The sequence below is a fragment of the Paraburkholderia sp. Ac-20340 genome (genome assembly GCF_017104965.1).
Classification (GTDB): Bacteria; Pseudomonadota; Gammaproteobacteria; order Burkholderiales; family Burkholderiaceae; genus Paraburkholderia.
The window spans coordinates 305,717-330,225 of the sequence record NZ_JAAGPR010000002.1 but is presented as its reverse complement, the minus strand read 5'-3'; the positions used below and the strand labels follow the sequence as shown (position 1 = coordinate 330,225).

Below are 24,509 nucleotides of genomic sequence, written 5' to 3'. Positions count from 1 at the left end.
TTTCACGCTCGAACAAAAAACGCCGCGCTGTCATGCGCGGCGTTTTTGCATTCAGACCCTGCGTTCAGGCGTTTTTACGCGGCGCTATTCTGCGCCGCAAACACGGGCCCTTGCACGAAACGCACGTCGTACTGCTGCAATTGTTCGAACTGCGACGAGTCCATCACGCGGTTGAAAATCAGCGGAATGCGCAGGCGCGCGGCGTAGCTCACCAGCGGCTTGACCATCGAATCGCGCAGCGCCGAACTCGCATCCATCTTCACGAAATCGAGCCGCGCCATGTCCGACACGGACAGGATCTGCCCGGCATTGGGCAGATTGCCCGCCACCTTGAATCCATAGCGCTGATAACTCTTCGTCAGATAGCCGACGAAGGTGCGATGCGCGACTGCCGCCGCCGGCAGCTCGATCACCACGCGCCCGGGATTGAGCCCGAACGACACCAGCACGTTCGAGAAATGGCGCCCATGATCGTATTTCACGCTCTTGAGCAGCCGCTCGTGCACGCGCAGAAACAGCAGGCCGTGCTGCTGCGAACCCAGAAAGTTGATCGTGTGCAGCGCGCGCACGCAGCGGTCGAGCGCGACCAGTTCCGGGTCGTCGAGCGTATCGGTGAACGGATCGAAGGGCGCGATCTTGCCGTTTTCGTCGCGCAACGTGACGGCCTGAAAGCCGAGTTCATCGCCGAAACGGGCCGCCGACGTGAGATCGGCCGTCAGCGACTGCACGCCGCCATGCACGCTGATGTCGTAGATCGGCTCGTAGGCGCTGAGCATTTCCACGCCGCGCCGCCGCGCGATGGCTTCGGCGTGATGCGCGCCGGTCCCCATCGCCAGATGCTCGCCGAGAAAAGGATGGCTGGCGGAGCGGGCAACAAGCTCGGGAATAGTCGGAGCGATCATGACGCGATGAAGAGGCGAGGCAAACGGAGTTGGAAAGGGAATACATGGAACAAGCGCGGCTACGGGGCCGCATGACTTGATGGTAGCAGCCCGCAGCGCCCTGGCATGCATTGATTGGTGATAACGATATCCACGCGCCAAGGCTTGCCAGGCTTGGCGCCGCCGCAAAAAAAGCCGCGCCCAGGGTTTACGTGCAATTTCACTAATCATAATCCGTTTTACTATTCGTAAATCGCGTGACGCAAGCGCCCGAGCAGAACGGCGCGCGTCGCGTAGCCGATCCGGTATAGAAACGTGGAGAGACAGTGATGAACGCACCGATGCCCGGCCAGGCGGGCGCTCAGGGCCTGCAGGGTCAAGAAGCGGGTGGTGAGCGCGGCGCAAGTGGTTACATGAGCGGCTTCGCCAACGAATTCGCCACCGAGGCGCTGCCCGGCGCCTTGCCCGCGGGCCAGAACTCGCCGCAGCGCTGCGCGTACGGCCTGTACGCCGAACAGTTGTCGGGCACGGCCTTCACCGCGCCGCGCTCGCATAACCGCAGAACGTGGCTGTACCGCATCCGCCCGGGCGCGGTGCATCAGCCGTTCACGCCGCTCGAATCGCAGACGAACGGGCAGGGCGCGCGTCTCGTCGCCGATTTCGGCGATGTGCCGCCCACACCGCCCAACCAGCTGCGCTGGGACGCGCTGTCCATGCCCGCCGCGCCGACCGATTTCATCGACGGCTGGGTGACGATGGCGGGCAACGGCTCGGCGGCCGCGATGAGCGGTTGCGCGATTCATCTGTACGCGGCCAACCGCTCGATGCAGGACCGCTTCTTCTACAACACCGACGGCGAACTGCTGATCGTGCCGCAGCAGGGGCGTCTGTCGATCGCCACGGAAATGGGCCGGCTCGACATCGAACCGTTCGAGATCGCCGTGATTCCGCGCGGCGTGCGCTTTACCGTCGATCTGCCCGATGGCGAAGCGCGCGGCTATATCTGCGAGAACTTCGGTGCGCTGCTGCGTCTGCCGGATCTGGGCGTGATCGGCTCGAATGGTTTGGCGAATCCGCGCGACTTCCTCACGCCGCACGCGGCCTACGAAGACCGCGAAGGCCAGTTCGAACTCGTCACCAAACTCAACGGCCAGCTGTGGCGCGCCGATATCGGCCATTCGCCGCTCGACGTGGTGGCCTGGCACGGCAACTACGCGCCGTACAAGTACGACCTGCGCCGCTACAACACGATCGGCTCGATCAGCTTCGATCATCCGGATCCGTCGATCTTCCTCGTGCTGCATTCGCCGACGGACACGCCGGGCGTCGATTCGATCGACTTCGTGATCTTCCCGCCGCGCTGGCTGGCCGCCGAGAACACCTTCCGTCCGCCCTGGTATCACCGCAACGTGGCGAGCGAATTCATGGGCCTCGTGCATGGCGTGTACGACGCCAAGGCCGAAGGCTTCGTGCCGGGCGGCGCGAGCCTGCACAACTGCATGTCGGGCCACGGCCCGGATGCCGACACCTTCGAGAAAGCCTCGAACGCCGACACCAGCAAACCGCACAAGGTCGGCGACACGATGGCCTTCATGTTCGAGACCCGCACGCTGATCCGCCCGACGCGCTACGCGCTCGAAACGAGCCAGTTGCAGGCGCATTACTACGAGTGCTGGCAAGGCCTCAAGAAACACTTCAATCCGGAGAAGGCATGAGCAATCCCATCAACCGCGAACTGCAGGCGACGCTGGACCCGCAGCGCAAGAGCTGGATCGACAGCGCGAACGACGCGGCCTGCGATTTCCCGATCCAGAACCTGCCGTTCGGCGTGTTCAGCACGGCGCAGCAAGCGCAGGCGCGCGTGGGCGTGGCGATCGGCGATCAGGTGGCCGATCTGGCGGCGCTGTTCGAAGCGGGGCTGCTGCGGGTGGGCGCGGAGTCGAACGTCTTCGCGCGGCCTGCGCTGAACGACTTCATCGCGCTGGGCCGCGATGCGTGGCGCAGTGTGCGCGTGCAGCTATCGGCGCTGCTGGCGAAAGAGACCTCGACGTTGCGCGACGATGCGGCGCTGCGTCAGCGTGTGTTCGTCAAGCTCGCCGATGCGAAGCTGCATATGCCGGTCGATATTCCGGGCTATACGGATTTTTATTCGTCGAAAGAGCATGCGACGAATGTTGGATCGATGTTTCGGGATCCGAAGAATGCGTTGCTGCCGAACTGGTCGGAAATGCCGATCGGCTATAACGGGCGGGCTTCGTCGGTGGTGGTGAGCGGCACGCCGGTGCGGCGTCCGAATGGCCAGTTGAAGCTGCCGGATCAGGAACGGCCGGTGTTTGGCGCGTGCCGCAAGCTGGACATCGAACTGGAGACGGGCTTTATTATCGGGCGCGGCAATGCGCTGGGCGAGCCGGTGGCGTGCGAGGATGCCGAGGCGCATATCTTCGGCATGGTGCTGCTCAATGACTGGAGCGCGCGCGATATCCAGCAGTGGGAATATGTGCCGCTGGGGCCGTTTAACGCGAAGGGCTTCGCGACGACGATCTCGCCGTGGATTGTGACGCTGGATGCGCTGGAGCCGTTCCGGGTGGCGCAGCCTGTGCAGGAGCCCAAGCCGCTCGAGTATCTGCGGCATGCGGGCGAGCATGCGTTCGATATCTCGCTGGAGGTGCTGTTGCGGCCTGAAGGCGCGTCGGAAGCGACGACGATTTCGCGCACCAACTTCCGGTATATGTACTGGTCGATGGCGCAGCAGCTTGCGCACCATACGGTTGCGGGCTGCAATATGCGCGTGGGCGATTTGCTGGGCTCGGGGACGATCTCGGGGCCGACGGCGGATTCGTTTGGGAGTCTGCTGGAGATTACCTGGAACGCTAAAAATCCGGTGGCGCTTAAAGATGGCGGCACGCGTGGCTTTATCGAGGATGGCGATGAGCTGACGCTTGCTGGATGGTGCCAGGGCGATGGGTATCGGGTAGGGTTTGGGACGTGTGTCGGGGTGGTGATGCCTGCGGTGAAGTAAGTTTTTGGGCTTTCCTGGGAGCACCGTTGGCATTTCCTTGAATTCGGGAAATGCCAGCACCCCACCACCCTAAGCCCGCTCAATCCCGCGAGCCCGCTCCCACCGCAACGCGCCAAGAAACACCAGCGCGCAAGCAAACAGCACCCAAAGCATGGAATCGCGCCCGACGTGCTCCATCAAGGCCCCCGTAACAATAGGCCCGCCAAAACTGGCAGCACTCCACGAAGCGCTCACTAAAGCGCTCGCAGAAACGAGCGCCACGCCTTCGAACCGCTCCCCGCAAGCCACAATCGCGAGCGTATAGATCGACCCGGCCGCGGCCCCCATCACAAACAGGAGCGGCCAGCGCAACCACGGCACATCGACGACAAAAGGCACCAGCGGCAACAGCACAGCGACGATCACGCCCATCAGCGCGTGCACGCGCTCGCGCCCCAGGCGATCGGCCAGCCAGCCGATAGGAAACTGCATCGTCGTATCGCCGAGCAGCACAACCGACGCAAACAGCACCGCCACCTCGCTATCGATCCCATGCCCGATAGCAAACAGCGGCAGCAAGGAAAGCGCGAGCGTATCGAACAGCGCGAAAAAACCGGTGACGATAATCAAAGCCGGCATCTTCGGCAGCACATGCCGCCAGCTTCCATGCTGCTCGTGGGATTCCGACGTGTGCGGAGAGGAGCGGATCGCCGCCAGCATCGGCAAGGCGATCAGAAAGATGGCGCCGCAAATCGCAAAGCGCCACGCCGTGTAGCCCGCGATCTGGCTCACCAGCACGGGCCCGGACATCTGGAAAAGCGTGAAGGTCGTCGCGTAGATGCCGACGACGCGGCCGCGATTGGAATCGTCGGCGAGTTCGTTGACCCACGCTTCGCCGATGGTGAAAAGCAGCATCAACGCCGCGCCGCAGATCATCCGCAGCGCGCCCCAGATCCAGAGATTGGCGCAACACTGCATCGACGCGGTGGCCACCGCAACCGCCAGCACCGACCCGACGATCACCTGCCGCGAGCCAATGCGCGCAGCAATCCAGGCCGTGAACGGCACGACCGCGAGGCCGCCGAGCGCCTGCGCGGCCGTCAACAGGCCGACGACGCCCGTGCCATAGCCGGCATCGGTGAGGGCAAGCGCAGTCAGCGGCAAGGTCGCGCCGGAGCCCAGGCCAACCACGGCCACGCTCAGGATCAGCGCGAGGAAATCGCGGGTGAGGACGGTTTTCATCGGGCGCAATCCTACACCGCCCCATTTACAACCGTAAGGAAAAAGCGCCCCGGCGGATCAGATCGCCGATGTCGGTCCGCTCACCGCCGTGCGGCGGCGCGCGCGCCGCTCGAGTTGCGCCGATACAAACGTCAGCCCCAACGCCGCAAGCGCCATCAGCAGGCCGACCCACGGCAGGGTGGTGAGCGCCGCGCCCGAGCCGATCGCCACGCCGCCAATCCACGCGCCGCCCGCATTGCCCAGGTTGAACGCGCCCTGATTGAGCGTCGACGCCAGGTTGGGCGCTTCGCTCGCCCGATTGACGATCAGCATCTGCAGCGGCGGCACGATCGCGAAGGCCAGAATGCCCCACACGAAGATGGTCGCGCTCGCCATGATCGGGTCGTGCATGGTCGCGGCGAACACCGCGAGCACCACGCCGATCATCGCGAGGAACACCAGCAGCGAGCGCATCAGTTTCCAGTCGGCCAGCTTGCCGCCGAGCGTGCTGCCCACCGTGAGGCCCAGGCCGAACAGCAGCAGCACGAAGGTCACTTCATGCGGCGAGAAACCGGAAACGTCTTCGAGAATCGGCGTGATGTAGGTGAACACCGAGAACAGGCTCGCCGATGCCAGCACGCTGATGCCCAGCACCATCAGCACCTGCGGGTTCTTGAGCACGCTGAATTCGTGCACGAGGCTCGCCTTCTGCATTTCGATGTGCTTCGGCAGGCAGATCTGCAGCGCCAGCGCGGCCAGCAGGCCGATGCCGGTCACCGCCCAGAAGGTCGTGCGCCAGCCGGCCAGTTGCCCGAGCGCGGTGCCCAGCGGCACGCCCAGCACGTTGGCGAGCGTGAGGCCGGTGAACATCAGCGCGATCGCCTGGGCGCGCCGGTTCGGCGCCACGAGTCCCGCCGCCACCACCGAGCCGATGCCGAAAAACGCGCCATGGCAGAACGCCGTGACGATGCGCGCGGCCATCAGGATCGAATAATTCGGCGCCAGCGCGCACAGCAGATTGCCGACGATAAAGATGCCGATCAGCCGCATCAGCGCCGCCTTGCGCGGCACGTTGGCGATCGCGATGGCGACGATGGGCGCGCCGATCGTCACACCCAGTGCGTAGGCCGAGACGAGCATGCCCGCGGCCGGAATCGACACGGACAGGTCGCGCGCGACGTCGGGCAGCAGGCCCATGATGACGAATTCGGTGGTACCGATACCAAACGCGGCAACGGCGAGGGCGAGCAGGGGCAGTGGCATGGCTGGCGTGATGGAGGTAAGGCGTGGGCCGTGGAATTGCGCGTGAACGCAGGCCTCGAATCGCCCGCGCAGACGTGCGCGGCACGAGTCAACCCGGGATTGTACTGAAATGCGCCGCGCCGCATGCGACACCCTTTTCTTGCGTTCTTCTTACGCAACACTGTCCGCCGGGCGCGTGTGCCGATGGTTGTGCCGGCGATTTCGTCGGGGTACGCGGGGGCGCTCGCCTCGCTTGCTCCTCTCGCTTCGTCGATCAGGCTTGATCAATCAAACGACTCGCCGTGACGGCCCGCACCGGCGGCGAAGCGCGCGGCCATTGCGAGACCTTCGTCCATCACCGCGCGATAGCCGCCGGCGCCTTCGCGGCGCAGCGCTTCGGCGAGGTCGTCGAGCGGGCTGTTTTCATACGCCGATTTGCGGTCGGCGAGCAGCGCGGCCTGCGGAAACGCCGCGAGTTGCGCGGCCAGTGTTTGTGCAACGTCGAGCGCGGTGCCGGGCGCGACCACGCGATTCGCCAGGCCCATCGACAAGGCTTCCTGCGCATCCACCGCGCGCCCCGTGAGAATCAGATCGAGCGCGCGCGAAAGGCCGATCAGTCGCGGCAGGCGCACCGTTGCGCCGTCGATCAGCGGCACGCCTACGCGGCGGCAGAACACGCCAAGCACGCTGTTCTGTTCGATGACGCGCAGATCGCAGAGCAGCGCGAGTTCCAGTCCTCCGGCGACGGCGTATCCTGAAATGGCAGCAATGACCGGCTTGTTCAGCAGCATGCGTGTCGGGCCGAGCGGGCCGTTGCCGCTGCCGTCGGCGTTCACGGTATTGCGACGCGTGTCGTCGTTCAGCGCGCCCAGATCGGCGCCCGCGCAGAAGGTGCCGCCCGCGCCGTAAAGCACCGCCGCGCGCCATTGCGGATTCGATTCGAAACGTGTGAACGCGGCCGCAAGCGCATCGGCGACGACGCGGTCGATCGCATTGCGCTGCGCCGGGCGATCGAGCACGATCGTCGCGACCTGCGCGCGCGCTTCGATGTGCACATGCGCGCCGAAGGTTTCGATACTCGTGTCGTCGCGATGCTGCGGGTGGGCTGCGTTGTCGGTGTCCATCGGCGTCTTCCCTGAAGGGCCCACACTGCGCGCATTCACGCCGCATAGGTCACACAATAGTCACGAATCCCTCGTAGCTTAGGTCGCTTTTCCTCCCTGCGAGAGGCGCACTAACTGCATGCCGAAGACGTCCATGTCCATGTCTGCCGAGATGCCTTCGATTCCTTCCCCGCCGCTGCAAGGCGGAAGCGGCCCGGTCTGGGTCGTGCCACTGCCTGCGCATCAGGCGTACGACCACGTGCGCCTCAAGCGCGTCTTCACGACCGATGGCACCCGCCACGAAGTGGTGGTGGTCGATCTCCACAAACTGCTGCTTTGCGCCGATCGCGACGATACCGATTACGTGCTCAAGCCCGTCGATGACTGGCATGTGGGCAAGGTGCGCGGCATCCGCGAGTTTCTCGATCCGGACAACGAACGCGTGCCGCAGATGCCCTACGTGACGATCACGAAGCGGCGCGGCATCGGCATTGCGGGCTGGCTGGGCCTCGCGCACGTGGGCGTGGTGGCGTTTCGCAACGGCCAGCATCGCGCGCGCTATCTCGCGTGGGCCGGTGCGATGTGGTTGCCGGTGGAAGTGCACGAGCGCGAGGCGCCGTTGCTGCGCGAGCTTTGCGGCGCGGCAGGCGAGGACGATGCGCAGCGCGACGCGGTGCAACAGGCCGTGTAGCAAAGATCTGGCAGCAGGCGGCGCACAGAAGCGAAGGGGCGCCCAGGCGCCCCTCGATGCGAGGTTGAATGTGCTGCTTCGCTACGCGCCGTTCATCGCGTGCCATGCAGAGCCCGCGCTGACGTTGCCGCTCATCGTGCGCAACGCGGCAACCTGAGGGGCGGGTTTCGCTGCGCTCGCCGACGCCGGATGCTCATCGCACGCCTGCGCGAAATGCTCGACGGTGTAATCGACGAAGCGCAAGGTCTTCGCGGGCAGATATTGCCGGCGCGGATAAACAATCGCCATATTCGCCTGCGCGTCTTCGATCTCGTACTCGGGGAGCAGACGCACCAGCGTGCCCGCCGCGATGTCGTCCGCCACGAGCGGTGCGGGCACGATCGCCACGCCCATGCCCGCAAGCGCGGCAAGCCGCACCATCAGCATGTTGTTGACCGCGTAGCCGGGCTGCAGCGTGACTTGCTGCGCCTGCTGCGTCTGTTGCAGCGGATCTGCGCGCCGCGCGAACAGCCAGCTGGCGCTGCGCTCTTCCGGCGGCAAGGTCACGGCAGCGTGCTGCTCCAGTTGTTCGGGTGTGCGCGGCTCGCCATGTTCCTCGATCCACACCGGCGACGCGCAAGGCACGAACGCGGTGCTGCCCAGCGCATGTTCGACGAACTCGCCGCCGCGTGTCGCCGACGCCGCGACGATGCCCACATCGAAGCCATCTTCGAGCAGTTCCGTCTGTTTCTCTGCGAGCGTGAGCCGCACATTCACACGCGGATAAAGCCTGCGAAACCCGTCGATCAGCGGTGTGAGCGTGGCGAACGAGAGCGAGCCCGCTGCCATCACGCGTAGGGTGCCGCTGGGTTCGCGCTCGGTATGCGCGAGCGAATCTTCGAGGTGATCGAGTTCTTCGAGCACGCTCTTGCAGCCTTCGAGATAACGCAGACCTGCTTCGGTGAGCGAAAGATTGCGCGTCGTGCGATTGATGAGGCGCGTGTGCAGATGCGCTTCGAGCATCGCGACCGAGCGGGTGACGAGCGCATTCGAGACATCGAGTTGCTGCGCGGCGCGGCGAAAGCTCTGCGACTCCGCAACCCTGACGAAGACGCGCATGGCGTGGATCTGATTCATCGAATTCGCCTCGTATGCTGGTGCATGTGCCGGTTGAATGGGCGTTACGCGGACATTCACGGCAAACGCCGGGTATCCAGAGTAACGCGGATTCCTTCTAAGCGAACAGCGATCGTGCACGAAAATAATATTGACAGTCGTTGAGAATTACAATATCTATCTCAAACGGTAGTGCTGTTTCTTTGCCTGTAAAAGATTGGCGGTAAAGCTGGCATGGGAATTGGATGAGGCGAGAAGCGACATTTTGCTGCACGTGCTAACTCGCCTTGATTCAAACGGAAAAAGCGCATTCAATCCGGCGCTCATGCCCGCGCAATAAGGCTTTGCGGCCGTCACTCGCTGCCCGCATTGTCTGTATTGCGCACTGTGGCGACAGCGTTTGCTTCAACCTGATATTTTCCGGACTTACATACGTTTGTTTTCAATGTAATGCCGCGAAGCATTGAAGAGCGGCATCACATTTTTAACATAAACGAAGACTAAAGGCGGTTCAGGCATTTATTGCATATGACGCAAATATGCGACGAGGCGCGTAAATAAAGGCCTGCATGCCCTATGCATGTTTTGTTAAGCGCTTTTGGTAAAACCAGAACGTAAATCGGCAGACCAGACATGATCGTCGAATTGCTGAAGTCGCAACCCGAGATTGCCCTGTTCGTCAGTCTTGCACTCGGTTATCTGATTGGCTCTATTCGTTTTGGGCCCATATCGTTGGGCGGTGTATGCGGCACCTTGATCGTCGCACTGGTGCTGGGTCAGACCGGCGCGCGCATCGCGCCCGACCTCAAGAACGTTGCGTTCGCGCTTTTCATCTTCGCGCTCGGTTTCACGGGCGGCCCGCAGTTCTTCGCGAACGTGGGGCGCGGCTGGCGCTATGGACTGCTGTCGATCGTCGAAATCGTCTCCGTCATGACGCTCGTAATGATTGCAGTCGTCCTGATGAAACTCGACGCGGGCACGGCGGCCGGTCTGCTGGCGGGCGCGGCCACGGAATCGGCGGTGATCGGCACGGCGTCGGAGGCCATCGCCAAACTGGGCCTGAGCGACACGCAGGTCAGCACGATGCAGGCGCACATCGTCACGGCCTATAGCGTGAGCTACCTCTTCGGCCTCATCACCATCGTGCTGTTCACGAGCCAGATCGCGCCCATCATCATGCGCGTGAATCTGCGCGATGAAGCCGCGCGCCTGTTTCGCAAGCTCGGCGGCGACGGCGTGCTCGACGACGGCCAGCGTCTCGCGCTGCCGCCGCTCGTGGGCCGCGCGTTCGATGTGGGGCAGGCCGCGGGCATGCAGGTGTCGGCGTTCGAGGCGCGCTTTGGCAACAACATCACGATCGAGCAGGTGCTGCGCGCGTCGCGCCAGATCGAGACGAACGCGCAGTTCGTGCTGCAGCCCGGCGATGTCGTGCTGATCGCGGGCCGGCGCGAAGCGATGGTCGATGCCTCGGCGCTGCTCGGCGGCGAAGTCTCCGGCGAAGGCTTTACGAAGCTGCTCGCGCATCGCGTGGACGTGATGCTCACGCGCCGCGACGCCAATGGCCTCACGCTCGCCCAGCTACGCGAACGCGCCGCGCCGGAAGACGCGCGCGGCATCTACGTGAGCGCAATCACGCGGCTCGATACGACGGTGCCCGCGCTGCCCGGCGCCGTCGTGCATCGCGGCGATGTGCTCACGCTCGTGGGCGCGCCCGCGGACGTGTCGCGCGGCGTCAAGCGCCTCGGCTACGTGATCCAGCAGACCCAGAAAACCGACTTCGTCTATCTGGGCCTGGGCGTGCTGGTCGGCATGATGATCGGGCGCTTCGGCGTGAATGTGGGCGGCGTGGCGCTGGTGCTCGGCACGGGCGGCGGCTGTCTGCTTTCGGGGCTGTTCTTCGGCTGGCTGCGCTCGCATTTTCCGGTGGTGGGCTCGCTGCCCTCGGCGGCCGCGCAGGTGCTCAAGGACTTCGGCCTCGCCACCTTCATCGCCGCCGTGGGGCTTTCCGCCGGCCCCGACGCCATCAAGCTCGTGCGCGAATACGGCCTTGCGCTGCCGCTCGCCGGCATCCTGATGGTGCTGATTCCGGGCCTCCTTTCTCTCTGGATCGGGCGGATGTTTCTCAAGCTCGAAGCGCCGATGCTGCTCGGCGCGATTGCAGGTCAGCAGTGCAGCACGCCGGCGATCAGTGCGCTCGTTGGCGTCACCGGCAATTCGACTCCGGTGATCGGCTACACGATCACTTACGCACTGTCGAATATCTTGTTGCCGCTTATGGGGCCCGTAGTGGTTGGGCTCGCAACGAAGTTCGGCTGATACGGCGCCAGTTCGCACTGCCGACTTTCCCTGGCGGCAGCAAGGCGTCACTCCTACCAATGCGAGGGCACGATGGAATGGCTACATGACATCTTTCACAAATCCCCGGAAATCGCCTTGTTTCTCTCGCTGGCCGTCGGTTACTGGGTCGGCCAGATCAACTTCGGCAAGTTTCAGCTAGGCGGCGTGGGCGGGTCGCTGCTCGCCGCGGTGGTGGTCAGTCAGGTGGGCGTGACGATCGATAACGGCGTGAAGTCGGTGATGTTCGCGGTGTTCATCTACGCCGTGGGCTACGACTCCGGGCCGGGCTTCTTCAACTCGCTCAATCGCAAGACGCTGCGCGAAATCGCCATGTCCGTGTTCATGGCGCTCGCCGGTCTCTTCACGGTGCTGGTGTGCGCGAAGCTGTTCCATCTGAACAAGGGGCTCGCGGCCGGTCTGGCGGCAGGCGGCATGACGCAGTCGGCGATTATCGGCACGGCGGGCGACGCGATCGCGCGTCTGGGTCTGCCGGCCGATCAGGTCAAGGCGATGCAGGCCGATGTCGCGATCGGCTATGCCGTGACCTATGTGTTCGGCTCGCTGGGCGCGATTATCGTCTGCGTGAACATCCTGCCGAAGTTCATGGGCCGCAGCCTCAAGGACGCCTCGCAGGACGCCGAGCGCGAAATGGCGGGCGGCGCGACCTCGAGCGGTCCTGGCCAGATCACCGCGCTGCCCGAACTGTTCGGCCGCGTGTTCCGCGTGGAGGCGGGCGCGGGCAAGAGCGTCAAGCAGCTCGAAGCGGCGGAGAGCGACCTCGTGGCGATCGAGAAGATCCGGCGCGCGGGCAAGGTGGTCGATTCGACGCCCGACTTCGTGCTGAGCCGCGACGATATCGTGCTGGTCGTGGGCCGTCGCGAGCAGATGGTCGAAGTGGGCGCGCTGATCGGGCCGGAGGTGCCGGATTCGGGCGGCATGAGCCTCGTGATGCAGACGCGTCAGCTCGTCTTCACGAAGAAGGGCATGAACCACACCACGATCGCCGAAGTCCGCAAGAACGTCGATCACGACATGCGCCACGGCGTCTACATCGAGAAGATCGAACGCGCGGGCCAGCCGGTGCCGGTGCTGCCGCAAACGCAGCTCGAACACGGCGACGTCATCACGGTCTACGGCACGGCCACCGACACCAAACGTGCCGTGCAGCAAGCCGGTTACGAGCTTGCCTACAGCAACAAGACCGACTTTATCTACATGGGCGTCGGCCTCGTGCTGGGCTTGCTGGTGGGCCTGATCGTGGTGAACGTGGCGGGCATTCCGCTCACGCTCGGCTCGGGCGGCGGCTGTCTGCTCGCGGGGCTGGTGTTCGGCTGGATGCGCGGCAAGCATCCGATGTATGGCGTGATGCCGCCGGCGGCTTCGCAACTGCTCAAGGACTTCGGTCTTGCCGCCTTCGTCGCGGTGGTGGGGCTGAATTCGGGCCTGCAGGCCGTGGTGACGGTCAAGCAAAGCGGTATCACGATCTTCCTGCTGGGCGTGGTCGTGACCATCGTGCCGCTGATCCTCACGATGCTGTTTGGCCGCTACGTGCTCAAGTACAACAACGCGGCGATTCTCGCGGGCGCGCTGTCCGGCTCGCGCAGTGCGAACCCGGCCTTCGGCGGCATTCTCGACAAGGCCGAGAGCGCCGTGCCGACGGTGCCGTTCGCCATCACCTACGCGATCGCCAACGTGCTGCTCACGCTGCTCGGGCCGCTCGTCGTGGGTCTTGCTTGAGATGAAGTCAAAGCGGGCCGCGCGCGAATACAAGGCGCGCAGGTCCGCCCGAATCTGTCGAAATGCGTGCACAGCGCGATGTGCGGTATCAAGCGGTAGCGAGCGATAGCGAGCGACATCGAAGCGCATCGCGCTGGAAGGGCGGCACGCTTAACGTCTTCCACTGGAGAGCACCATGGCAAAAGGTAAAGGCAACGGCAACGAATCGAAGGAAAAGGCTGGCATCGACGCTCTGAGCCCGTTCGAGCTCAAGGACGAACTGATCAAGGCCGCCGGCGGCGGCGCGACCGAGCGCCCCGCCAACCTCGCGATGCTCAACGCCGGCCGCGGCAATCCCAACTTCCTCGCGACGATTCCGCGCCACGGCTTCTGGCAACTGGGCCTGTTCGCGATGCGCGAATCGGAGCGCTCGTTCTCGTACATGCCCGAAGGCGTGGGCGGCTTCCCGCAGCGCGCGGGCATCGTCGAGCGCTTCGACCAGTTCCTGCACGAAAAGAAGGGCGAGCAGGGCATCGACTTCATCGGCGGCGCGGTGTCGTATGTGCGCGATCAGCTGGGTTTGTCGGCCGGCGATTTCCTCTACGAAATGTGCGAAGGCATCCTGGCCTGTAACTACCCGGTGCCGGACCGCATGCTCAAGCTCTCGGAAATCATCGTCGGGCAGTATCTGCGCCGCGAGATGATCGGCAAGCATCCGTTCGTGGGCGAGTTCGACGTGTTCGCGGTGGAAGGCGGCACGGCGGCCATGACGTACATCTTCAACACGATGCGCGAGAACTTCCTGATCAAGGCGGGCGACACCATCGCGCTAGGCATGCCGATCTTCACGCCCTACATCGAAATTCCCGAACTCAACGACTACCAGCTCAACGTCGTGCATCTGGATGCGACCGTCGAGAACAACTGGCAGTACTCGAAGAAGGAACTCGACAAGCTGCGCGATCCGAAGGTGAAGGCGTTCTTCCTCGTGAATCCGAGCAATCCGCCTTCGGTGAAGATCGACGACGAAAGCCTCGAATACATCGCCGAGATCATCAAGGAACGCCCGGACCTGATCCTGCTGACCGACGACGTCTACGGCACCTTCGCCGATAACTTCGTCTCGCTGTTCGCGCTGGCGCCGAAGAACACGATTCTCGTGTACTCCTATTCGAAGTACTTCGGCGCGACCGGCTGGCGTCTGGGTGCGATCGCCACGCATCGCGACAATGTGCTCGACGCCACGCTCGCGAAGCTGCCCAAGGAAGAGAAGAAGATCCTGCACAAGCGCTACGAGTCGATCACGACCGAGCCGGACAAGCTCAAGTTCATCGACCGTCTGGTGGCCGACAGCCGCACCGTCGCGCTCAATCACACGGCCGGTCTGTCGACGCCGCAGCAGGTGCAGATGGTGCTGTTCTCGCTGTTCTCGCTGATGGATACGCCGGACGCCTACAAGAACGCACTCAAGCGCCTGATCCGCAGCCGCAAGCGCGCGCTGTTCGAGGAAATGGGCATTGCCGTCGACGAAACCGATCCGAACCAGGTCGATTACTACACGATTCTCGATCTGGAGTATCTGGGCGAGAAGCGCTATGGCCGCGAGTTCGTCGACTGGCTGCTCAAGCAGGTCCAGCCGAACGAACTGCTGTTCCGTCTGGCGGCGGAAGCGCGCGTCGTGCTGCTGCCGGGCAAGGGCTTCGGCACGGCGCATCCGTCGGGACGCGTGTCGCTGGCGAACCTGAACGAATCGGATTACCGCAAGATCGGCCGCGCGATGAGCAAACTCAGCGCGGAATACGTGAAGCAATACAACGAGGAAACCGGCAAGAAGATCGATCCGGCTGCGGTGAAGAAGTAAGGGTAGGGATGTGAGCGGCGTGGCGGCTGTCTGAGCGCCACGCGGAACTGACGAACCGCATCGGGCGTGATGCCCGCTGCGGTTTTTTATTGCGGATTTACTGGGCTTCGGTGGCGACGGGCTGCGCGTTGGCTGCTTCGCGCACGCTCTTGCGATGCAGCGAGACCGACAGCGCCACGGCGGATGCCGCCGCAATCGCCGCGAACAGGAACACCGAACCGTAGCCGAACACATTCGCCACATAACCGGCCAGCGGGCCGGTGATGCCCAGCGACAGATCGAGGAACACGGAATACGCGGAAAGCGCCGCGCCGCGGCTGGCCGCCGGCACGAGACCGACCGCTTCCACGCCCAGCGCCGGGAACACCAGCGCGAAGCCGAAACCCGTGAGCGCCGCGCCCACCAGCGCGACGTGCGGCGTCGGCGAAATCCACAGCAGCAACAGACCCGCGCACTCGAACGAGAACGAGGCGATGGCCACGCGGAAGCCGCCGAACTTCTTGATGGTGTTCGCGAACAGCAGACGCGCGCCGATAAACATCAGACCGAACACCGTCAGCGTGAAGGCCGCGTTGGGCCAGTGGCGCGCCGCATAGAACAGCGTGATGAAGGTGGCGATCGAGCCAAAGCCCGCCGAGCCGAGCGCGAGGCCAATGCCGTGCGGCAGCACGCGCGTGAACACGCTGCGATACGACATGCGTTCGCCGTGCACGAGCGGCACCGGCGCGATCGGGCGCGCCATCCAGAAGCCGAGCGCGGCCAGCGCGATCACCGAAATGCCGAGCATCCAGTAACCGAGGTAATGCGCCATTTCCACGCCGAGCGGCGCGCCGATCGCGAGTGCCCCATACGTGGCGATGCCGTTCCACGAGATCACCTTGGCGTTGTGCGCGGTGCCTACGCGGCCGATGCCCCAGAGGATCGCGCCGGTGCCGCACAGGCTTTCGCCGCAGCCGAGCAACAGACGGCTGGCGATCAGCAGCGTGAGCGAGAGCCCCGGCCAGTGATCGACGAGCGTGGCGAGCAGCAGCATGACGCCGCTCGCGCCGCAGATCGTCAGGCCGATGCTGACGGTCCTCTTGGGCCCGAGCGTGTCGGCCGAGCGGCCGGCCAGCGCGCGCGAGCAAAGCGTGGCGATGTACTGCACGCTGATGGCGGCGCCCGCCACGACGGTGCTGAAGCCCAGATCGTTGTGGACGTAGCCCGGCAGCACGGCAAGCGGAATGCCGATCGTCAGGTAACAGAGGAAGGTGAAAAAGACGACCGGAATGATCTGCATGGTCGTCGACAACCCGGAGCGCGGGGGCGCTAAATCAGCGGACATGGGGAAAACGCGGATGGTAGACGGCGGGAAAGGCGTGATTGTCCCATGGAACCGGTTCTTATGCAGACGTTGAAAAAGCGCTCCGTTGGGCGAATCCGACGGTTTTTTCGCGGAGATCGTGTACAGATGGCACGTCGTTGACCTGCGGTTCGCTCGCGATTCGCTTATTGCCGATGCGTCAACAACGCGACATCCGCATGAGCGGAAATGGACGAAATTGGCCGCGGGTTCGTGGCAATTGAAGCGCGCGCCGCATGGACTACCCTGATTAATGGAATGGTTGCTGCTTGATGGTGCATGAAGCGGCGCGCGGTTTTGTCCGTTTTGCGACAAATTTTCAATAATTAGATCGATAAAGCCACCGACATATAAGCGCCGCACCACGACGAAGCGCCGATTTATCGCCGCGACGATATATCCCCCATGCACTTGCTGCTATGGGATCTCAATATTGGCGGTGATAGTTTTCGAATCGTCCACTGAAGAAATGTGCGGCCAGCACCGGGAACCCCCGCAATCACCTCCCCGCGCGCCGCTGAAACACGCAGAAACACGACGAGACAGACATCATGAGTCAGCCGATCCGCTTCTATCACCGCAACGCGATTCGCGAAGTCAGCGACGCGGGCGTCACCCGTTCCGTTCTCCAGTACCTGCGCGAAGACGCGCGCTGCACCGGCACCAAGGAGGGCTGTGCAGAAGGCGACTGCGGCGCCTGCACGGTCGTGGTCGGCGAGCGCAATGCCGAAGGCGGCGTGAGCTTCAAGGCGGTCAACGCCTGCATCCAGTTCCTGCCGACACTCGACGGCAAGGCGCTCTTCACTGTCGAAGACCTGCGCCAGCCCGACGGCTCGCTGCATCCCGTGCAACAGGCCATGGTCGATTGCCACGGCTCGCAGTGCGGTTTCTGCACGCCGGGCTTCGTGATGTCGATGTGGGCGCTGTATGAGAAACACGGGCACGAACATAGCGGCGCTCACTGTGCCCCGGGCGAGGCTGGCGGTTGCGCAGGCAAAAGCGCCTGCAGCACGCCTTCGCGCGACGAAATCGCCAATGCGCTGACCGGCAATCTGTGCCGCTGCACCGGCTATCGCCCGATCCTCGACGCCGCCGAGCAGATGTTCAAGCTCGACGGTCCGGCATCGCCCGTCGACGTGAAGGCGCTCGCGCAAACGCTCGCCTCGATCGAGCGCCGCGACACCTTCCACTACGAGAGCAAAGGCCAGCAATACGACGCGCCGCGCACCGTCGACGCACTCGCCGCCATCAAGGAAGCGCGCCCTGATACGCGCATTCTCGCGGGCAGCACCGATATCGGCCTGTGGGTCACCAAGCAGATGCGCGAACTCGGCGACATCGTGTATGTCGGCCAGGTCGATGCGATGCGCGAAATCGCGGAGCGCGACGGCTTTATCGAAATCGGCGCGGGCGTGACGGTCGAGCGCGCCTATGCCGAACTCGCGAAGCCGTACCCGGAACTGGAAGAAATGTGGCAGCGCTTTGCTTCGCTGCCGATCCGCAATGCCGGCACCATCGGCGGCAATGTGGCGAACGGCTCGCCGATCGGCGATTCGATGCCCGGCCTGATCGCGCTGGGCGCGCGCGTGGTGCTGCGCGGCGGGGCGATCGAGCGCGAAATGCCGCTCGAAGATCTCTACCTCGCGTATCAGAAGAAGGACATGGCCGAGCACGAATTCGTGCTGGCGCTGAAGGTGCCCACGCGCACCGGCGCGCGCGCGAATCTGCAATTCCGCACCTACAAGGTGTCGAAGCGCTTCGACTCGGATATTTCGGCGGTATGCGCCGCGTTCTCCTTTATCGCCGATGGCGATACGGTCCGCGAACCGCGCATCGCTTTCGGCGGCATGGCCGCCACGCCCAAGCGCGCAACCCTCACCGAAGCGGTGCTGGCCGGCGCGCAATGGCACGAAGCCACCGCGCAGGCCGCGATGATCGCGCTCGGCAACGACTACGCGCCGCTGTCGGACATGCGCGCGACCAGCGACTATCGACTCGAAGCCGCAAAGAACACGCTTTACCGTTTCTGGCTGGAGACGCGCCCGCATAACCCGCTCGCGGCTCAGGCGGTGAATGTGCGCGCAGTGGCGGCGGAAACCGCTTAAGTCATCAGGAAACGGAAGAGATACGGAGAAAGAAACCATGAACCAGCAAGCCGAACCGTTCCTGGAAGAAGCCAAGGCGCGCGAACCTTTCGCACAGGTGCACGTCTCGCGCCCGCATGAATCCGCGCATCTGCATGTAAGCGGACGCGCCACCTACACCGACGACATCCCGACCGTCGCGGGCACGCTGCACGCCGCGCTCGGCCTGTCGCAAAAGCCGCACGCGCGCATCGTCTCGTTGGACCTCGCCAAAGTGCGCGCGACGCCCGGCGTCGTGGCCGTGCTGACCGCCGAAGATATTCCCGGCGTGAACGACTGCGGCCCGATCATCCACGACGATCCCGTGCTGGCCGACGGCATCGTGCAATTCGTGGGTCAGCCGATGTTCATCGTCGTGGCGACTTCGCACGATATCGCGCGCCTTGCCGCGCGCCGCGCCGACGTGCAGTACGAAGAACTGCCGCCGATTCTCACGGCGCAGCAGGCGCGCGCCGCCAATCAATCGGTGTTGCCACCGATGAAGCTCGCGCGCGGCGAAGCCTCCACGCGCGCCGCGCGTGCCGCGCATCGCCATGAAGGCGAGATGCTGCTGGGCGGCCAGGAACAGTTCTATCTGGAAGGGCAGATCGCCTACGCGGTGCCGAAGGACGACGACGGCATGCACGTCTGGTGCTCGACGCAGCACCCGAGCGAAATGCAGCATCTGGTTGCGCACGTGCTGGGCGTGGCCTCGCACAACGTCCTGGTGGAATGCCGGCGCATGGGCGGCGGCTTCGGCGGCAAGGAATCGCAGTCGGGCATCTTCGCGTGCTGCGCGGCGCTGGCGGCGTGGAAGCTGCTGTGCCCGGTAAAGCTGCGCCCGGACCGCGACGACGACATGATGATCACCGGCAAGCGTCACGACTTCCACTACACGTATGAAGTGGGTTACGACGATCAGGGCACCATCGAAGGCGTGAGCGTCGATATGACCTCGCGCTGCGGCTTCTCGGCGGATCTTTCCGGCCCGGTGATGACGCGCGCCGTCTGCCACTTCGACAACGCCTACTGGTTGCCCGATGTCTCGATCTCGGGCTTCTGCGGCAAGACCAACACGCAGTCGAATACCGCGTTTCGCGGCTTCGGCGGCCCGCAGGGCGCGTTCGCGATCGAATACATCATGGACGACGTGGCGCGCTCGCTCGATCTCGATCCGCTCGATGTGCGCAAGCGCAATCTCTACGGCAAGACCGAAAACAACGAGACGCCCTACGGCCAGACCATCGAAGACAACGTGATTCACGAGTTGATGGACGAACTCGTGGAAACGAGCGGCTATCGCGCGCGACGCGCGGCGATCCGCGAATTCAACGCGAAGAACGAAGTGCTGAAGAAGGGCATCGCGATTACGCCGTGCAAGTTCGGCATCGCGTTCAACGTGACGCACTTCAACCAGGCCGGCGCGCTGGTGCACATCTATACCGATGGTTCGGTGCTTGTGAACCACGGCGGCACGGAGATGGGCCAGGGCCTGAACACCAAGGTCGCGCAGGTCGTCGCGCACGAACTGGGTATCGAATTCGGCCGCGTGCGCGTGACCGCGACCGATACCAGCAAGGTTGCGAATACTTCGGCGACGGCGGCATCGACGGGCAGCGACCTGAACGGCAAGGCCGCGCAGGACGCCGCGCGCCAGTTGCGCGAACGCCTGGCTTCGCTGGCCGCCAACCTGTGGGGCAAGGGCAAGGTCAACGCGGCGGATGTGCGTTTTGCCAACGACTGCGCGATTGTCGGCGACGAAGTCGTGCCGTTCGGCACGCTGGTGCAAAAGGCCTATCTGGCGCGCGTGCAGTTGTGGTCCGACGGTTTCTACGCCACGCCCAAGCTCTACTGGGATCAGGCGACGCTGCGCGGCCGGCCGTTCTACTACTACTCGTATGGCGCGGCGGTTTCAGAAGTCGTGATCGACACGCTCACGGGCGAAATGCGCGTGCTGCGCGCCGACGCACTGCACGACGTGGGCGCCTCGCTGAACCCGGCGCTCGACGTGGGGCAGGTGGAAGGCGGCTTCATCCAGGGTATGGGCTGGCTCACGACGGAAGAACTCTGGTGGAAGCCGGACGGCAAGCTGATGACGCACGCGCCGTCCACCTACAAGATCCCGACCGTGAACGACACGCCGCCGGAATTCACCGTGAAGCTCTTCAACAACCGCAACGCCGAAGACAGCATCCATCGCTCGAAGGCCGTGGGCGAGCCGCCGCTGCTGCTGCCGTTCTCGGTGTTCTTCGCGATCCGCGACGCGGTGGCGAGCGTGGCCGACTACCGCTTCAATCCGCCGATGAACGCGCCCGCGACCGCCGAGGAAATCCTCAAGGGCGTGCGTGCGGTGCGCACGATGGCGCGCGGTTGAACTGGCGGGAGAGGAGCGAAAAATGATGAGTCGTCCAAACCATTGCGTGAATCTCGATAGCAGCGGCCGTGTCGTGATCGGCCGGCGCAGCACGCCGGTGCCGCAGTATGGGCCGATGCACGTGGTGCTGTTCGGCGCGGGGCACGTGGGTCATGCGCTGGTGACGCTGCTCGGCATGCTGCCTTGCGTCGTGCAATGGGTGGACGAACGCGACGAACTGTTCCCCGACGAAGTGCCGGCCAACGTGCAGATCGAAGCAACCGACACGCCCGCGGCGATTGTGGATGAAGCGCCTGCGGGTGCGTACTTTATTGTGATGACGCATAACCACGCGCTCGATTTCGAGTTGTCGGAACGCATCATGCGGCGGCGCGATTTCGCGTGGTTCGGGCTGATTGGATCGAAGACCAAGCGCGTGAAGTTCGAGCGCCGCTTGATCGAGCGCGGCGTGGCAGCGGAGCGCATGGACGAGATCACGTGCCCGATCGGCGTGACGGGGATCGTCGATAAGGCGCCATCGTCTATCGCCGTGGCGGTGGCGGCGCAGTTGATGCAGATGCGGGTGATGTTGCCGATGAGCCGCGAGATTTTCGCCGGAGTTTGACGATTGCCTGCGCGGGTACGAACTTTCTGGAGAATCGACGCCCGTTTTTAACGTTTTTTTCGATCGATGCGCTATTCTTAACGAAATTATTCCTGAATTAACGAAATTTCGGGAGTGCATCGATGGAGCAGGATTGGGTTGGCTATCGCTGGCTCGCTGAACGCTACGGCGCTCCGGCTGTTCAGCCGCTTCCGGTCGAGAGCGAAATCGGCGCGAAGCGGCGTACTACGCATCACGGCGCCAGCGTCAAGGAAACCTACGCCGCCGTCATGCGGCCAGTCGACACGCTCGCGGCCCATTTCACGTTTGCGCTCAAGCACGAGGGTGTATTCCTCGAGCAATTGGCGCGTCTCTTTGATGTGATTCCGCAGGCCGAGATCCGCGATTGGGTCATGAGCGAGCGCACCGGGCAATATGCGCGTCGCGCGGGCTTTCTGTATGAATGGCTGACCGGAAACGAACTGGATGGGGTTCCCGCCGTGACGAACGGCGGTTACGTCGATGCGATCGATGGCGACGACTATGTCGCGAGCGCTGCGCCGGTCAACAATACGCGCTGGCGTGTGCGCGATAACCTGCCCGGTAATCGGGCATTCTGCCTGACTGTTCGCCGTACGCAGCGTGTCCGCCAGGCCGAAGCCTATGACTGCGCCGCACAACTCGATGCCTTGCAGGCCGAATACGGCGCTGACGTCTTGCGACGCAGCGCGGTCTGGTTGACGCTCAAGGAAAGCCGTGCCAGTTTTCAGATCGAGCACGAGCAAGATCAGAGTGATCGTATCAAGCGTTTTGCGGCCGTGATGGAAGCACGCATCGGCGCTTACGACGATCCGCTTTCGGTCGGCACTCTCGCAGCGTTGCAGCGGGAAATCATCGGTGAACGAACGACGCTGAAGCATTTCGGGTTGCGTCAGTCGCCCGTATTCGTCGGTGCGACCGATCATTTCCGCGATGTCATTCACTACATCGCGCCGCACTGGCAAGATCTCGACGCGATGCTGGTCGGGCTCGACCGGTTTGTGCAAAGCACGTCAGGTGCGCCGCCGATCCTGCGCGCGGCGGCAGTGGCCTTCGCGTTCGTTTATATCCATCCGCTGGCGGACGGCAACGGCCGCATCCATCGTTTCCTCATCAACGACATGCTCAGGCGCGACAACGCTGTGCCGCGTCCATTCGTCCTGCCTGTTTCCGCTGCCATCACCAGCAAGGCGCAATATCAGGCGGCGTACGATCAGGTGCTTGAAGTGCTGTCCAGACCGCTGATGCAACGTTACGGAGCGAATGCGAATTTTGCCGCGCATCACGAATTTGACGATGGCGTGAAGTCCAACTTCACCTTCGATGCGTGGAGCGACGCAGCATTGACGTGGCGTTTTCCCGATCTCACGCCGCATGTCGAGTATCTGGCCGACGTCATCGATCGGACGATCCGCACCGAGATGCGACAGGAAGCCGAACTGATGCGCAATTGGGATCGGGCAAGGCTATTGGTGAAGGACGTGCTCGATGGGCCGAATGCCGATATCGATCGGATCATCCGCTCTGTGCGCGACAATCACTGGAGCGTGTCGGGCAAACTGAGCAAGGAATTTCCGATTATCGACGAAGCGAAACTGGGCGATGCGATTGTGTATGCGGTTCGCGAAGCGTTTGATGCGCCGCCACCTGAGTCTCGCGCCGATGAAGGTCGTTGATGCGTTGCGCTCGGCCGCCGTCAGGGCATCAACGCGGCGAGTCGATTAATTCGCCTCTTCGCTTTGTACCGGAACGGCCTGTGTACGCGGCGCGGCACGCTTGCCAGTGCCACTCACCCGCTTCCCACCCCGCACCGTCAACGACTGCGACACCCCGTCGATCAACTCGCGCAGCCAGCCCACATCGCTTGGCCGGTCCGGGTGCGGATGCCACATCTGATAACAGCGAATTCGCGGAAACGCGAACGGCGGCTCGGCCACCGCGATCGGCAGCAGTCCCGCGTAATGCGTCGCAAAACGGCGCGTGGTCGTAAAGATCAGATCCGATTGCAGCAGCACCTGCGGCACCAGCCCGAAGTAAGGCAGCGTCGCCACGATGCGCCGGTCCGCGCGCGCCTTCGCAAAACCGATGTCGATCGGGCTCGCATTCGCGCCCGTATAGGGCGTAGGCGCGAGATGCGCGGCCGCCAGATAGGCCTCGCGCGTGAGCGGCGCGCGTGCGAGCGGATGATCGGCGCGCATCATGCAGACGATGCGGTCGGTGAACAGGTCGCTGCGCTCGAAACGCGCATCGGGCTTCGGCCAGTTGCCGATCACGATGTCGATCTCGCCGGCTTCCAGCGCGCGATGATGATCGAGCGTCGGCGACAGCGACAGGATCTCCAGCCGCGCCGCGGGCGCCGCCTCGCGAAAGCGGGCGATCAGCGTCGGCATGAAGAAGTCGTTGAGGTAATCGGGCGCGGCCACGCGGAAGGTGCGCTTGGAGCGCTCCGGGTCGAAGTCGCCGTGCGGCGTGGCGACGAAATCGACATCGCGCAGCACGCGCTGGGCGTGCGCGAGCAGCGACTCGCCGTATTCGGTCGGCACCATGCCGGCCTTGCCGCGCACGAGGATCGGGTCGCCGAGGATTTCGCGCAGCCGCCGCAGCGCCGTGCTGATGGCCGGCTGGGTCTGGTTCAGCCGCAGCGCGGCCTGCGTGACGCTGCGCTCGACCAGCAGCGTGCGCAGCACGCGCACGAGCCAGATGTCGAGGGAAAGGGCAGTGTCATCCATGGCAATGCAAAAGCGTGGGGGGCGCGCCGTGCTGTGCACGCACGGCTTCAGGCATAACCTTATGCCGCCGCGCGCCCGGCCGCCATAGGGCGCGCGGTATGGCCGGCATCAGTGCAGCGGCGCGGGCGTTTTCAATGCGCTTTTCCGCGCGGTCTTCGGTGCGGTCTTCAGCGC

The 24,509-nt window shown here is 64.0% G+C and carries 18 protein-coding genes; 10 read left to right on the top strand and 8 right to left on the bottom strand.

What is annotated here, in order from left to right; all coding sequences use genetic code 11:
- Nucleotides 1-74: 74 nt before the first annotated feature.
- Nucleotides 75-902 (bottom strand): EAL domain-containing protein, encoded by an 828-nt coding sequence (locus G3N59_RS04410; RefSeq protein WP_205981332.1) that lies wholly within the window; start codon nucleotides 900-902, stop codon nucleotides 75-77.
- A 392-nt stretch (nucleotides 903-1,294) separates the two neighbouring features.
- Here G3N59_RS04410 and hmgA point away from each other — a divergent pair, with 392 nt between their 5' ends.
- Nucleotides 1,295-2,596 (top strand): homogentisate 1,2-dioxygenase, encoded by a 1,302-nt coding sequence (gene hmgA / locus G3N59_RS04405; protein ID WP_241023199.1) that lies wholly within the window; start codon nucleotides 1,295-1,297, stop codon nucleotides 2,594-2,596.
- A complete protein-coding gene (gene fahA, locus G3N59_RS04400) occupies nucleotides 2,593-3,900 on the top strand; it encodes a fumarylacetoacetase (RefSeq protein ID WP_205981331.1) in 1,308 nt (435 codons plus the stop codon). The genes hmgA and fahA overlap by 4 nt, the downstream gene beginning before the upstream one ends.
- A 69-nt stretch (nucleotides 3,901-3,969) precedes the next feature.
- Here the strand turns inward: fahA and G3N59_RS04395 are convergent, their stop codons facing one another.
- The 3 genes from G3N59_RS04395 to G3N59_RS04385 form a co-directional block, all read right to left on the bottom strand.
- The gene (locus G3N59_RS04395; protein WP_205981330.1) at nucleotides 3,970-5,121 is read right to left on the bottom strand and encodes an MFS transporter; all 1,152 of its coding nucleotides are present in this window, start codon (nucleotides 5,119-5,121) and stop codon (nucleotides 3,970-3,972) included.
- A gap of 57 nt (nucleotides 5,122-5,178) precedes the next feature.
- Nucleotides 5,179-6,363 (bottom strand): MFS transporter, encoded by a 1,185-nt coding sequence (locus G3N59_RS04390; RefSeq protein WP_205981329.1) that lies wholly within the window; start codon nucleotides 6,361-6,363, stop codon nucleotides 5,179-5,181.
- Nucleotides 6,364-6,626: 263 nt separating this feature from the next.
- Complete coding sequence (locus G3N59_RS04385) at nucleotides 6,627-7,466, bottom strand: crotonase/enoyl-CoA hydratase family protein (protein WP_205981328.1); 840 nt, start codon at nucleotides 7,464-7,466, stop codon at nucleotides 6,627-6,629.
- A gap of 139 nt (nucleotides 7,467-7,605) precedes the next feature.
- On the opposite strand from G3N59_RS04385, the gene G3N59_RS04380 reads away from it, so the two are divergent.
- A complete protein-coding gene (locus G3N59_RS04380) occupies nucleotides 7,606-8,136 on the top strand; it encodes a hypothetical protein (RefSeq protein WP_241023198.1) in 531 nt (176 codons plus the stop codon).
- Between the two features lie 81 nt (nucleotides 8,137-8,217).
- On the opposite strand, the gene G3N59_RS04375 is transcribed toward G3N59_RS04380, so the two are convergent.
- Nucleotides 8,218-9,252 (bottom strand): LysR family transcriptional regulator, encoded by a 1,035-nt coding sequence (locus G3N59_RS04375; RefSeq protein ID WP_205981326.1) that lies wholly within the window; start codon nucleotides 9,250-9,252, stop codon nucleotides 8,218-8,220.
- A gap of 612 nt (nucleotides 9,253-9,864) precedes the next feature.
- Here G3N59_RS04375 and aspT (G3N59_RS04370) point away from each other — a divergent pair.
- From aspT (G3N59_RS04370) to G3N59_RS04360, 3 genes are all read left to right on the top strand, one after another.
- Nucleotides 9,865-11,547 (top strand): aspartate-alanine antiporter, encoded by a 1,683-nt coding sequence (gene aspT / locus G3N59_RS04370; RefSeq protein ID WP_205981325.1) that lies wholly within the window; start codon nucleotides 9,865-9,867, stop codon nucleotides 11,545-11,547.
- A gap of 72 nt (nucleotides 11,548-11,619) precedes the next feature.
- Nucleotides 11,620-13,305, top strand: a complete 1,686-nt coding sequence (aspT, locus tag G3N59_RS04365; RefSeq protein WP_205981324.1) for an aspartate-alanine antiporter — start codon at nucleotides 11,620-11,622, stop codon at nucleotides 13,303-13,305.
- Nucleotides 13,306-13,480: 175 nt separating this feature from the next.
- Nucleotides 13,481-15,145 carry a bifunctional aspartate transaminase/aspartate 4-decarboxylase gene (locus G3N59_RS04360; protein WP_205981323.1) on the top strand — a complete coding sequence of 555 codons (1,665 nt, stop codon included), beginning with the start codon at nucleotides 13,481-13,483 and terminating at the stop codon, nucleotides 15,143-15,145.
- 97 nt (nucleotides 15,146-15,242) lie between these two features.
- Here the strand turns inward: G3N59_RS04360 and G3N59_RS04355 are convergent, their stop codons facing one another.
- The gene (locus tag G3N59_RS04355; protein ID WP_205981322.1) at nucleotides 15,243-16,469 is read right to left on the bottom strand and encodes an MFS transporter; all 1,227 of its coding nucleotides are present in this window, start codon (nucleotides 16,467-16,469) and stop codon (nucleotides 15,243-15,245) included.
- A 569-nt stretch (nucleotides 16,470-17,038) separates the two neighbouring features.
- On the opposite strand from G3N59_RS04355, the gene xdhA reads away from it, so the two are divergent.
- Genes xdhA through xdhC form a run of 3 tightly spaced genes read left to right on the top strand, consistent with a single transcriptional unit; the run spans nucleotide 17,039 to nucleotide 21,588 of the window.
- Nucleotides 17,039-18,592, top strand: coding sequence for a xanthine dehydrogenase small subunit (gene xdhA / locus G3N59_RS04350; protein ID WP_205981321.1), 1,554 nt, complete (start codon nucleotides 17,039-17,041; stop codon nucleotides 18,590-18,592).
- Between the two features lie 37 nt (nucleotides 18,593-18,629).
- Nucleotides 18,630-20,984, top strand: a complete 2,355-nt coding sequence (xdhB, locus tag G3N59_RS04345) for a xanthine dehydrogenase molybdopterin binding subunit (RefSeq protein ID WP_205981320.1) — start codon at nucleotides 18,630-18,632, stop codon at nucleotides 20,982-20,984.
- A 22-nt stretch (nucleotides 20,985-21,006) separates the two neighbouring features.
- Nucleotides 21,007-21,588, top strand: coding sequence for a xanthine dehydrogenase accessory protein XdhC (gene xdhC, locus G3N59_RS04340; protein WP_205981319.1), 582 nt, complete (start codon nucleotides 21,007-21,009; stop codon nucleotides 21,586-21,588).
- Between the two features lie 86 nt (nucleotides 21,589-21,674).
- Here xdhC and G3N59_RS36890 read toward each other — a convergent pair whose 3' ends face one another.
- Complete coding sequence (locus G3N59_RS36890) at nucleotides 21,675-22,346, bottom strand: hypothetical protein (protein WP_241023179.1); 672 nt, start codon at nucleotides 22,344-22,346, stop codon at nucleotides 21,675-21,677.
- Here G3N59_RS36890 and G3N59_RS36885 point away from each other — a divergent pair.
- Complete coding sequence (locus tag G3N59_RS36885) at nucleotides 22,305-23,282, top strand: Fic family protein (RefSeq protein ID WP_241023178.1); 978 nt, start codon at nucleotides 22,305-22,307, stop codon at nucleotides 23,280-23,282. The genes G3N59_RS36890 and G3N59_RS36885 overlap by 42 nt on opposite strands.
- 45 nt (nucleotides 23,283-23,327) lie before the next feature.
- Here G3N59_RS36885 and G3N59_RS04330 read toward each other — a convergent pair whose 3' ends face one another.
- Complete coding sequence (locus G3N59_RS04330; protein ID WP_205981317.1) at nucleotides 23,328-24,335, bottom strand: LysR family transcriptional regulator; 1,008 nt, start codon at nucleotides 24,333-24,335, stop codon at nucleotides 23,328-23,330.
- Between the last annotated feature and the right edge of the window lie 174 nt (nucleotides 24,336-24,509).

Bases quoted from the DNA above. Each gene is read 5' to 3' on its own strand.
- G3N59_RS04375 (WP_205981326.1), bottom strand. From the start codon at position 9,252: ATGAATCAGATCCACGCCATGCGCGTCTTCGTCAGGGTTGCGGAGTCG.
- fahA (WP_205981331.1), top strand. From the start codon at position 2,593: ATGAGCAATCCCATCAACCGCGAACTGCAGGCGACGCTGGACCCGCAG.
- xdhB (WP_205981320.1), top strand. From the start codon at position 18,630: ATGAACCAGCAAGCCGAACCGTTCCTGGAAGAAGCCAAGGCGCGCGAA.
- G3N59_RS04360 (WP_205981323.1), top strand. From the start codon at position 13,481: ATGGCAAAAGGTAAAGGCAACGGCAACGAATCGAAGGAAAAGGCTGGC.
- G3N59_RS04385 (WP_205981328.1), bottom strand. From the start codon at position 7,466: ATGGACACCGACAACGCAGCCCACCCGCAGCATCGCGACGACACGAGT.
- hmgA (WP_241023199.1), top strand. From the start codon at position 1,295: ATGAGCGGCTTCGCCAACGAATTCGCCACCGAGGCGCTGCCCGGCGCC.
- G3N59_RS04395 (WP_205981330.1), bottom strand. From the start codon at position 5,121: ATGAAAACCGTCCTCACCCGCGATTTCCTCGCGCTGATCCTGAGCGTG.
- G3N59_RS04410 (WP_205981332.1), bottom strand. From the start codon at position 902: ATGATCGCTCCGACTATTCCCGAGCTTGTTGCCCGCTCCGCCAGCCAT.
- aspT (WP_205981324.1), top strand. From the start codon at position 11,620: ATGGAATGGCTACATGACATCTTTCACAAATCCCCGGAAATCGCCTTG.
- G3N59_RS04355 (WP_205981322.1), bottom strand. From the start codon at position 16,469: ATGTCCGCTGATTTAGCGCCCCCGCGCTCCGGGTTGTCGACGACCATG.
- xdhA (WP_205981321.1), top strand. From the start codon at position 17,039: ATGAGTCAGCCGATCCGCTTCTATCACCGCAACGCGATTCGCGAAGTC.
- aspT (WP_205981325.1), top strand. From the start codon at position 9,865: ATGATCGTCGAATTGCTGAAGTCGCAACCCGAGATTGCCCTGTTCGTC.
- xdhC (WP_205981319.1), top strand. From the start codon at position 21,007: ATGATGAGTCGTCCAAACCATTGCGTGAATCTCGATAGCAGCGGCCGT.
- G3N59_RS04390 (WP_205981329.1), bottom strand. From the start codon at position 6,363: ATGCCACTGCCCCTGCTCGCCCTCGCCGTTGCCGCGTTTGGTATCGGT.
- G3N59_RS04380 (WP_241023198.1), top strand. From the start codon at position 7,606: ATGTCTGCCGAGATGCCTTCGATTCCTTCCCCGCCGCTGCAAGGCGGA.
- G3N59_RS04330 (WP_205981317.1), bottom strand. From the start codon at position 24,335: ATGGATGACACTGCCCTTTCCCTCGACATCTGGCTCGTGCGCGTGCTG.